This is a genomic window from Macromonas nakdongensis, from assembly GCF_002837145.1.
GTDB classification, from domain to species: domain Bacteria; phylum Pseudomonadota; class Gammaproteobacteria; order Burkholderiales; family Burkholderiaceae_C; genus Macromonas_B; species Macromonas_B nakdongensis.
In genome coordinates this window covers 1-8,580 of the sequence record NZ_NWMV01000049.1, presented here as the reverse complement: position 1 = coordinate 8,580, position 8,580 = coordinate 1, and the positions used below count along the sequence as shown (strand labels likewise).

Annotated in this window: 9 protein-coding genes; 7 read left to right on the top strand and 2 right to left on the bottom strand. The window is 69.3% G+C overall.

What is annotated here, in order from left to right:
* The first annotated feature begins 70 nt into the window (after nucleotides 1-70).
* Genes CON77_RS07745 through CON77_RS07725 form a run of 5 tightly spaced genes read left to right on the top strand, consistent with a single transcriptional unit; the run spans nucleotide 71 to nucleotide 4,740 of the window.
* A complete protein-coding gene (locus CON77_RS07745; protein ID WP_101048595.1) occupies nucleotides 71-988 on the top strand; it encodes an ABC transporter permease subunit in 918 nt (305 codons plus the stop codon).
* Nucleotides 988-2,307, top strand: coding sequence for a high-affinity branched-chain amino acid ABC transporter permease LivM (livM, locus tag CON77_RS07740; protein WP_101048594.1), 1,320 nt, complete (start codon nucleotides 988-990; stop codon nucleotides 2,305-2,307). Before CON77_RS07745 ends, livM begins: the two co-directional genes overlap by 1 nt.
* Nucleotides 2,304-3,116, top strand: a complete 813-nt coding sequence (locus CON77_RS07735; protein ID WP_101048593.1) for an ABC transporter ATP-binding protein — start codon at nucleotides 2,304-2,306, stop codon at nucleotides 3,114-3,116. Before livM ends, CON77_RS07735 begins: the two co-directional genes overlap by 4 nt.
* Before the next feature lie 2 nt (nucleotides 3,117-3,118).
* The gene (locus CON77_RS07730) at nucleotides 3,119-3,829 is read left to right on the top strand and encodes an ABC transporter ATP-binding protein (protein ID WP_101048592.1); all 711 of its coding nucleotides are present in this window, start codon (nucleotides 3,119-3,121) and stop codon (nucleotides 3,827-3,829) included.
* Nucleotides 3,826-4,740: a DMT family transporter gene (locus CON77_RS07725; RefSeq protein ID WP_101048591.1), complete on the top strand. Its 915-nt coding sequence runs from the start codon at nucleotides 3,826-3,828 to the stop codon at nucleotides 4,738-4,740. Before CON77_RS07730 ends, CON77_RS07725 begins: the two co-directional genes overlap by 4 nt.
* Nucleotides 4,741-4,746: 6 nt before the next feature.
* On the opposite strand, the gene CON77_RS07720 is transcribed toward CON77_RS07725, so the two are convergent.
* Together CON77_RS07720 and CON77_RS07715 are read right to left on the bottom strand one after the other, a co-directional pair.
* A complete protein-coding gene (locus tag CON77_RS07720; protein WP_101048590.1) occupies nucleotides 4,747-5,634 on the bottom strand; it encodes a pirin family protein in 888 nt (295 codons plus the stop codon).
* Nucleotides 5,635-5,735: 101 nt separating this feature from the next.
* A complete protein-coding gene (locus tag CON77_RS07715) occupies nucleotides 5,736-6,335 on the bottom strand; it encodes an FMN-dependent NADH-azoreductase (RefSeq protein ID WP_101048589.1) in 600 nt (199 codons plus the stop codon).
* Nucleotides 6,336-6,429: 94 nt separating this feature from the next.
* Here CON77_RS07715 and CON77_RS07710 point away from each other — a divergent pair, with 94 nt between their 5' ends.
* Nucleotides 6,430-7,356, top strand: a complete 927-nt coding sequence (locus CON77_RS07710) for a LysR family transcriptional regulator (RefSeq protein WP_101048588.1) — start codon at nucleotides 6,430-6,432, stop codon at nucleotides 7,354-7,356.
* A gap of 99 nt (nucleotides 7,357-7,455) precedes the next feature.
* Nucleotides 7,456-8,481 (top strand): GGDEF domain-containing protein, encoded by a 1,026-nt coding sequence (locus tag CON77_RS07705; protein ID WP_101048587.1) that lies wholly within the window; start codon nucleotides 7,456-7,458, stop codon nucleotides 8,479-8,481.
* Nucleotides 8,482-8,580 lie beyond the last annotated feature (99 nt).

The following is an 8,580-nucleotide window of genomic DNA, read 5'->3' as shown; positions in this document are numbered from 1 at the left end:
AAGGCCGTGACGGGGGCGGCGAATCCCTTAGCGCCCCCACCCACGGGCGCTGTTGCGAAGGAAGCGACACATGCTCGCTCATGCATTTCAACAACTCATCAACGGCCTGGCCCTGGGTTCCGTGTACGGGCTCATCGCCATCGGCTACACCATGGTGTACGGCATCATCGGGATGATCAACTTCGCCCACGGCGACATCTACATGGTGTCGGCCTTCATCGCCGTGACCAGCTTCACCCTGCTGGCGGCCTTGGGCGTGACGTCGATCCCACTGGCGCTGCTGATCGTGCTCATCGTCGCCATCGTGCTGACCTCGGCCTACGGCTGGAGCGTCGAGCGCGTGGCCTACCGCCCCTTGCGCGGTGCGCCCCGGCTGGCGCCGCTGATCTCGGCCATCGGCATGTCCATCTTCCTGCAGAACATGGTGCAGGTGACGCAGGGCGCGCGGGTCAAGCCGATCCCGCCCATGCTCACCGGCGGCGTGGACCTGTTCACCCTGGACGGGGTGACGGTGTCGTTCTCCTACACCCAGATGCTGATCATCGGCGCCACGCTGGTGCTGATGCTGGGCTTCACCTACCTGATCACGCGCACCTCCTTCGGGCGCCAGCAACGCGCCTGCGAGCAGGACCGCACCATGACCGCGCTGCTGGGCATCGACGTGGACCGCACCATTTCCCTGACCTTCATGCTGGGCGCCGCGCTGGCCGCCGTGGCCGGCGTGCTGGTGACGGTGTACTACGGCGTGGTCGATTTCTACATCGGCTTCGTCGCCGGCATCAAGGCCTTCACCGCGGCGGTGCTGGGCGGCGTGGGCTCGCTGCCCGGCGCCATGCTGGGCGGGCTGATCATCGGCCTGCTCGAAGCCTTCTGGGCCGCCTACCTGTCGCCCGAGTACAAGGACGTGGCCACCTTCGCCATCCTGATCCTGGTGCTGATGTTCCGCCCCAGCGGCCTGCTGGGTCGCCCCGAAGTGGAGAAAGTGTGATGAGCGCCGTGATCCAAACCTCGCACGCCCCCACCGTGCCCGAGCGCCTGAAAGACGCCACCGGCGTGGCCTTCGTGGCCCTGGTGCTGGGCATTCCCATGATTGGCCTGACCACCGTGGACGAAGGCGGCGCCCTGGCGGTGCACACCCGCTGGGCCGCGCTGGCCCTGTTCGTGCTGGTGGCCTTCGTGGGCCGCCTGGTGCTGACCGTGGCCGGCGACCGCCTGCGGGCGCGCCGCCAGGCCAAGGCCAAGACCCCAGCACGCCCGGCTGCCACCACCGGCGCCGCCCCCTGGTTGCGGGTGCTGGGCTGGGGCCTGCTGGGCCTGGCGGTGGCGCTGCCCATCGCCTTTTCCGACAACCGCTACGTGGTCGACACCGCCACCACGGTGCTGATCTACGTGATGCTGGGCTGGGGCCTGAACGTGGTGGTGGGCCTGGCCGGCCTGCTGGACCTGGGCTACGTGGCCTTCTACGCCGTGGGCGCCTACACCTACGCCCTGCTGTCCACCCAGTTCGGCTGGGGCTTCTGGGAGGCGCTGCCGGTGGCCGGTGGCGCGGCCGCGGCCTTCGGCATCCTGCTGGGCTGGCCCACGCTGCGCCTGCGCGGCGACTACCTGGCCATCGTCACCCTGGGTTTTGGCGAAATCATCCGCATCGTGCTGGTGAACTGGACCGACCTGTCGGGCGGCCCCAACGGCATTTCGTCCATCCCGCGCCCCACCTTCTTCGGCCTGCCCTTCAAGCCGCCCTCAGACGACGGCACGCCCACCTTCGCCAGCTTCTTCGGGCTGGAGTTCGTGCCCGAGCACCGGGTGGTGTTCCTGTACTACCTCATCCTAGTGCTGGCGCTGCTGACCAACCTGTTCGTCGGCCGCCTGCGCAAGCTGCCCATTGGCCGCGCCTGGGAGGCCATGCGCGAGGACGAGATCGCCTGCAAGGCGCTGGGCATGAACGTCACCAACGTCAAGCTCTCGGCGTTTGCGCTGGGCGCCATGCTGGGCGGCTTTGCCGGGGTGTTCTTCGCCGCGCGCCAGGGCTTCATCTCGCCCGAATCCTTCGTGTTCTCCGAGTCGGCCATCATCCTGGCCATCGTGGTGCTGGGCGGCATGGGCAGCCAGCTGGGCGTGGTGCTGGCCTCGCTGGTGCTGGTGCTGATCCCCGAAGTGGGCCGCGACTTCGCCGAGTACCGCATGCTGATCTTCGGCGCCGCCATGATCCTGATCATGGTCTGGAAACCGGGCGGCCTGCTGTCGCACCGCGAACCCACGCTCAAGGCCCCGGCCTGGACCCGTTCTTCCCGTGGAGGTGCCGCATGAGCACGATCCTGCACGTTGACCACCTGACCATGCGCTTTGGCGGCCTGACCGCCATCGGCGACCTGTCCTTCACCGCCCCGGCGCGGCAGATCACGTCCATCATCGGCCCCAACGGCGCCGGCAAGACCACGCTGTTCAACTGCATCACCGGCTTTTACAAGCCGACCGAGGGCAGCGTGCGCCTGCAGCACCCGGTGCACGGCGCGATGCAGCTGGAACAACTGGCCAGCCACCGCGTGGCGCGCGACGCCCAGGTGGTGCGCACCTTCCAGAACATCCGCCTGTTCCCGAAGATGACGGTGCTGGAAAACCTGATCGTGGCGCAGCACAACGTGCTGCAGGCCGCGTCGGCGTTTTCCATCGCCGGGCTGCTGGGGCTGCCGTCCTACCGCCGCGCCGAAACCGCCGCGCTGGAACGCGCCATGCACTGGCTGGAACGCCTGAACCTGCTGGCCCTGGCCGACACGCCCACCGGCGCCTTGCCCTACGGCACCCAGCGCCGCATCGAAATCGCGCGCGCCCTGTGCGTCAACCCGGTGCTGCTGTGCCTGGACGAGCCGGCCGCGGGCCTGAACCCCAAGGAATCGGCCGAGCTCAACCAGCTGCTGCTGCAGCTCTCGCGCGATGAGGGCGTGGCGGTGCTGCTGATCGAGCACGACATGAGCGTGGTGATGAAGGTGTCCGACCACATCGTGGTGCTGAACTACGGCCGCAAGATCGCCGAGGGCACGCCGCTGCAGATCCAGAACGACCCGCAGGTGATCAAGGCCTACCTGGGCGAAGACGAGAGCGAAGAGGTGGCCGCATGAGCATGTTGCAATTGACCGGGGTGCACACCCACTACGGCCACATCCACGCCCTCAAGGGGCTGGACCTGGACGTGGGCACCGGCGAGGTGGTGACCCTGATCGGTGCCAACGGCGCCGGCAAATCCACCCTGATGATGACCCTGTTCGGCCAGCCGCGCGCCAGCGCCGGGCGCATCGTGTTCGAGGGCGAGGACATCACCCGCCTGCAGCCGCACGAGGTCAGCCGCCGCGGCATCGCGCTGGTGCCCGAAGGCCGTCGCATCTACCCGCGCATGACGGTGATGGAGAACATCCAGATGGGTGCGACCTTCGCCGACCCGGTGAACTTCGACGCCGACCTGCAGCGCATGTTCGCCATGTTCCCCATCCTGGAGCAGCGCCTGCAACAACGCGCCGGCACCCTGTCGGGCGGCGAGCAGCAGATGCTGGCGATTGCGCGCGCCCTGATGGGCCGGCCCAAGCTGCTGATGCTGGACGAGCCCTCGCTGGGGCTGGCGCCGATCTACATCCGGCGCGTGTTCGAGATCATCCGCGAGCTCAACCGCGACCACGGCATGACGATTTTGCTGGTGGAACAGAACGCCCACCACGCCCTGCGCGTGGCGCACCGCGGCTACGTGCTGCAGCACGGCGAGGTGGTGCTGCGTGGCACCGGCGCCGAGCTGCTGGCCAGCCCCGAGGTGCGGGCCGCCTACCTGGAGGGCGGGCATTGAGCACGACCCCGTCGCGCGCCTGGCCTTTCGTGGTGCTGGGCATCGGCCTGCTGGCCATTTCCTTCGGGGCGGTGCTGGCGCGCTACGCCCAGGCGGCGCAGATTCCGTCGCTGGCGGTGGCGGCCTGGCGCCTGGGGCTGGCCGCGCTGGTGGTGACGCCGGTGGTGGGCTGGTTCTGCTGGCGCCACGGCCTGGCCAGCCTGCGCCTGAGCCGGCGCCAACTGGGCGGGGCGCTGGTCGCCGGGCTGTGCCTGGCGGCGCATTTCGGCACCTGGATCACCTCGCTGGAGTACACCTCGGTGGCCTCGTCGTCGGCGCTGGTCACCACCAACCCGCTGTGGATCGGGCTGGCGTCCTTCCTGCTGTTCCGCGAGGTGCCCAACCGCCACCTGCTGGCCGGCATCGGTCTGTCGCTGCTGGGCTCGCTGCTGATCTTCCTGTCCGACGGGCAGCAGGCCAGCGCGGGCAGCCAGCCGCTGCTGGGCAACGGCCTGGCGCTGGTGGGGTCGTGGTTTTTCTCGGCCTATTTGATGATCGGGCGGCGCCTGCGCGTGGGCCTGACGCTGACGCTCTACATCTGGCTGGCCTATGGCATTGCCGCGCTGTTTTTGTTTGGGGCCACGGCCGCCACGGCCCAGCCGATGGCCGGCTTCAGCCTGCTGGGCTGGCTGGCGCTGCTGGGCATGGCCCTGGGGCCGCAGCTGGTGGGCCACACCAGCTACAACTGGGCCTTGAAGCACGTGTCGCCGTCCTTCGTGGCGGTGGTCACCCTGGGCGAGCCGGTGGGCTGCGCCCTGCTGGCCTACGTGTTCTTCCAGGAAACCCTGGCGCCCTTGCAGTCGGTGGGTTTTGCGCTGCTGCTGGTGGGCATCTACCTGGCGGCCCAGAGCGAGCGCGGCGCCCAGCCCTGAGCCGCTTCAGGCCAGCTGGCCGTTGCGGAAGTCGTGGAGGGCTTGCTGGATCTCCTGCTGGGTGTTCATCACGAAGGGGCCGTACTGCGCGATGGGCTCGTTCAGCGGCTGGCCCGCGATCAGCAAGACCTGGGCCTCGGCGCTGGCCTCGATCACCACGCCGTCGGCATCGGTCTCGTTGGCCAGCACCGCCATGCGCTGCACCGGCACGGCCTGGCCCTGGATGGCGACTTCGCCCCGGTACACGTAAACGAAGGCGTTGTGGCCCGCGGGCAGGGTCTGCTCGAAACGCGCGCCAGCGGGCAGGTGCAGGTCCAGGTACAGCGGGGCGGTGGCCTCGCGCGTCACGGCACCGCTCACGCCGTGGCTGGCGCCGGCGATCACCGTCACGGCCACGCCGACCGGGGTGGTGAAGCGCGGCAGCTCGGCGTGTTTGAAGTCGCGGTACCAGGGCGCGCTCATCTTGTCGCGGGCGGGCAGGTTCAGCCACAACTGGAAACCTTCCATCACGCCGTCTTCCTGTTGCGGGATTTCGGAGTGGATCACGCCGCGGCCGGCGGTCATCCATTGCACGCCGCCGTTTTCCAGCAGGCCTTCGTGGCCGGCGCTGTCGCGGTGCAGCATGCGCCCGGCGATCATGTAAGTGACGGTCTCGAAACCGCGGTGCGGGTGGTCGGGGAAGCCGGCGATGTAGTCGTCCGGCTGGTCGCTGCCGAAGGCGTCCAGCATCAGGAAAGGGTCGAGCCGGCGCTGCAACGGCTGCGTCAGCACGCGGGTCAGCTTCACGCCGGCGCCGTCAGACGTGGGCTGACCGGCGACCAGGCCCTCGACGCGGCGGGGCCGGGTCACGGTTTCGATGGCGGTGGCAGAGGTGTTGGCGGAAGTGTTGGACATGGTTCGGCCCTTTCGTGGTGGCTGGGTGCACGGGCACCCAGCGGGGGAGGTGTATGGCGTGCAGCTGGCGCGATGGGCGCCGCCTGGGCGGCGCCGGTGGCTCAGGCCAGCGCGGCGGCCAGGTCGGCTTCGGCCTGGGCAAAGCCTTGGGCCGCAGCCTCCGGACCCATGTTCAGGCCTTCAGCGTAGATGAAGCGCACGTCGCTCAGGCCCAGGAAGCCCAGCACGGCCTTCAGGTAGGGCACCTGGCTGTCGTTGGGCGTGTCGCGGTACAGGCCGCCACGGGCCAGGGCCACGTACACGGTCTTGCCTTGGATCAGGCCCTCGGGGCCGTTGGCGGTGTAGCGGAAAGTCACACCGGCTCGGGCGATGGCGTCGATCCAGCTTTTCAGCTGCACCGGCACGCCGAAGTTGTACATCGGCACGCCCAGCACGATGGCGTCGTGGGCCTGCACCTCGGCGATCAGGGCGTCGTACTCGGCCACCAGGGCGGCCTGGGCGGCGTTGCGTTGCTCGGCCGGGGTGAACAGGGCGCCCAGGGCGGCCTCGTCCAGCACGGTCACGGGGTTCACGGCCAGGTCGCGCAGGGTCACCTGGGCGTCGGCGTGCTTGGCCCGCAAGGCGGCCACCACGCTGTGGGCCAGCTGGGTGGAGTTGGCGCCCTGGCTGCGGGCGCTGGCGTTGATTTGCAGAACTTTCATGGTGGGCTCCTGGGTCGGAAGTGGTCGATGGGTGTACTTTAAAACGGCCCAATCAACGAAGGAATCCCTCTGAATGGATATCATTGTTCTTCAAATGGAACAATCCAGCACCGGCATCGACCCCAACGACCTGCTCATCTTTGCCCGGGTGGCCGACCGCGGCAGCTTCAGCCGCGCCGCCGAGGCCCTGGGCCTGCCCAAGTCCACCGTGTCGCGCCGGGTGGCCGGGCTGGAGCAGCGCCTGGGCGAACGCCTGCTGCGCCGCACCACGCGCCGCCAGACGCTGACCGACTTCGGCCTGCAACTGCTGGAACACGCCCGGCAGGTGGCCGCCGAAGTGGACGCGGTCGCCGCCCTGAGCGAGCACCGCCAGGCCACCCCCAGCGGACGGCTGCGCGTGTCCATGCCCAGCGACCTGGCCACCCTGGTGCTGGCCGATGCCCTGGCCGCCTTTGCCGCCCAGCACCCCGCTCTGGCGCTGGAGCTGGACCTGTCGCCGCGCCGCGTGGACCTGCTGGCCGAGAACTTCGACCTGGCCGTGCGCATGGGTGAACTGCCCAGCGACGCCTCGCTGGCGGCGCGCCGCCTGGCCGTGTTCGCCAACGGCCTCTACGCCAGCCCGGCCTACCTGGCCGAACACGGCACCCCCGACAGCCCCGACGCCCTGCACCGGCACCGCACCGTGCTGCTCCTGGGCCGCCAGGGCGAAGCCCTGCCCTGGCACCTGGTGCAGGGCGACACCCACTGGCACGGCCAGCCCCCGGGGCGGCTGGTGGCGAATTCGCCCGAACTGCTGATCCGCCTGGCAGCGGCCGGCGGCGGCATTGCGGTGGTGCCCGACCGCTTTGCCGCCGCACACCTGGCACGCGGCCAACTGGTGCGGGTGCTGCCCGGCTGGTGCCCGCCGCCCCACGACGCCTGGGCCGTCTTCCCCGAACGCCGGCTCATGCCGACCAAAACCCGGGCCTTCATCGAGCTGCTGCAGCAGCACCTGGGTGAGGCCGGCGCGCCACACACGTGACAAATCGGTTCAACAATCCCAACATAAGTTGTTACCCGGCATTACAATTTTCCCACCCTGGGCCTGCCACTGCGGCCCTCAATCCGTAGGTGGATCGACATGCATTACACCGAAACCAAAGAAAAAAGCGCCGAACTGTTGCGGACCGTCGTCGGCCTCATGGGACAACACGACGCCGCCTTCACCCCCGTGACCTACAGCGTCTGGTACGAATACGCGGCCGGCCTCAACGCCCGGCTGAACCAGGCGCTCGACCGGCTGAAGCTGACCGAACCCCGTCTGGGCGACGCCAGCATCCAGCGCCTGTACCGCGAGCACATCGCCGGGGTGGACGACAAGACCATGGACCGCATCAGCCGCGACTTCCAGGAAGTCATGAGCAACGTGGTCGACAGCGTGCAGCGCACCGGCGACCGGGCCGGCGCCTTCGGCGCCGAACTGCACGACCTCAACACCGCCCTGCAGCAGACCAGCGACCCCTCCGCCCTGTACCGCCACCTGGAACTGGCGCTGCAGCGCAGCCGGGAAATGCAGGACTCGGCCACCGCGCTCCAGGCCCAGGCCGAGGTGAGCCGCCAGGAAATCCAGCGCCTGCGCACCGACCTGGACCGCGCCCGCGAAGAGGTGTTTGTGGACAGCCTGACCCGGGTGCTCAACCGCAAGGGGCTGGACCACCGCCTGGAACAGCTGCTGCACCGGCCGCTGGCCGCCAACGCCAGCCACGGCCTCGTGATGGTGGACATCGACCACTTCAAACACATCAACGACGAGCACGGCCACCTGGTCGGCGACCAGGTGCTGGCCGGCATGGGCGAGCTGCTGCGCAAGGTGGTGACCGACCCGAGCCACCTGGTGGCGCGCTACGGCGGCGAGGAATTCGCCATCGTGCTGCCCGACGCCAGCCTCGAAACCACCGCCGCCGTGGCCGAGCGCGTGCGCGCCACCGCCAAGGCCATGAGGCTGCGCAAACGCAACACGCCCGATGTGGTGCTGAACGTCACCGTCTCGGCCGGGGCGGCCGCGCTGCACCACGGCGAAAGCGCGAACGACTGGATCGCACGGGCCGACGCGGCGCTGTACCGCTCCAAGGCCAGCGGGCGCGACCGGGTCTCGCTCGCGGCCTGACCGGAAACCGGTTCAGACCGCCAAGGGCGGGCCCCACACGGCCCGCGCAGTGGCACAGCGTTCAGGCCGGCTTGTTGCCCGCGCCCACCGCGCGCCGGG